This window comes from Streptomyces tardus, assembly GCF_018101125.2.
GTDB classification, from domain to species: Bacteria; Actinomycetota; Actinomycetes; order Streptomycetales; family Streptomycetaceae; genus Streptomyces; species Streptomyces tardus.
Genome location: NZ_JAELVF020000005.1, coordinates 121,126 through 122,914 on the forward strand (window position 1 = coordinate 121,126; position 1,789 = coordinate 122,914).

1 protein-coding gene is annotated in these 1,789 nt (G+C 68.0%); it reads left to right on the top strand.

Annotated features, from left to right (window positions below; translation table 11 throughout):
• The coding region (locus JGS22_RS25720; RefSeq protein WP_236074459.1) for a DUF6531 domain-containing protein at positions 1-1,789 on the top strand (1,789 nt) is incomplete at both ends.

Consider the following 1,789-nt stretch of genomic DNA (forward strand, 5'->3'; position numbering starts at 1 on the left):
CCCGAACAACGACGCCACGCCGCACCGCGACGACAGCCCCAAGGACTCCGAGCCGCATAGTCACGACAACGCCGACCGACGCGATGACAGCGGCAACTCCCGCGACGACAAAGACGCTTCACACCGCGACGACGCCAAGCCCCCTCACGAGGAGCACCCGTCCGACCGCGACAAGTCTGGCGACGACAATTCCCGCAAGGAACCCGGCTCCAAGCGCGACGACGACAATCCCGAAGACTCCGACTCCAAGCGGGACGACGACGACGCGAACCACCGCAATGACAAAGACCGTTCGGATCGCGACAAGCTCCGGGAAGACACCGACCGCCCCAAGGGCGACGAAGGCAAGCGCGACGACCAGGACAAGCCGGAGACCGACGATCCGAAGCGCCCCAAGGACGACGAGTCGCCACAGCGCACGGACGACGCCCCCGACAGGCCCAAGGGTGACAAGCCGCACGACGCCGACGGCCGCAAGGACGACCCTGCCGAACGGGACAACGACAAGCACCCGGACGACAAGCACGACAACGCCGATTCCCACCCCGACCGCGACCGCGACCCCGACCGCGACCGCGACCGCGACCGGAACGAGGAAACGGACAACGACGGCCGCCAGGAGAAGGACGGCGACCCGCCCAGGAACGACGACCGCGATCAGGACGACCCCGCCGACGACCACCACGATGACGACGGCGACAGCAAGGGCGACAAAGACGACGACTCCGCCCCCGACGACGGCGACAGGGACGGGGACCGCGACGGGGACACCCCGGTAGAAACTCCGGACCTCCCTACCGACCCCGCCAAGGACCGTGACCTCGCGGCCGACGGAAAGAGCGACAAGGCCTGTGGTGACCCGGTCAGCGCCGCGACCGGCAAGATGTTCATGGAGGAGACCGACCTCACCCTCCCCGGCATCCTTCCCCTCGTCATCAGCCGCAAGCACAAGACGGACTACCGCTACGGCCGGTTCTTCGGCCCCAGTTGGGCCTCCCTCTTCGACGAACGCCTGGAACTCGACACCGAAGGCGGCGCCCGTTGGGCCCGCCAGGACGGCTCGATCCTCCACTACCCCACCCTCCCCACCACCCCCGGCGAACCCATACGCCCGGTAGAGGGCACCCGCATACCCCTCACCCTCAGCCAGGACGAGGACCAGCCCGGCTCCGACGACGCACCCGCTTCAGGCCTCCCCGCCTACGTCGTCACCGATCCCCACACCGGCCTCACCCGCCACTTCCACTCCGCCACTACCGGCTCCACCCGCCGTTGGCTCACGCACCTCACCGACCGCAACCACAACACGGTCACCCTCCACCGCACCCGCAACGGCAACCCCACCGCCGTCACCCACACGGGCGGTTACCACGTCGACATCACGACCACCGGTGGCCGCATCGCCACCCTCGCCGTCCGCGACCCCGAAACCGGCGACGTCACACCGGTCAGGTCATACGCCTACGACACCGCCGGCAACCTCACCCACATCACCAACTCCTCCGGCCTCCCGCTGATCTACACCTACGACGATCAGCACCGGATCACCTCCTGGACCGACCGCAACAACGACACCTTCCAGTACCTCTACGACCACGAAGGCCGCGTATTCGAAACCGTCGGCCCCGACGGCGCGTTGTCCAGCCGCTTCGAATACGACATGGCCTCGGGCGTCACCCTCTACACCGACGCCTGCGGCGCCACCACCCGCTTCCACCACAACGAACTCCACCAAGTCGTCGCGGAAACCGACCCGTTGGGCAACACCACCCACTCCACCTGGACCCGC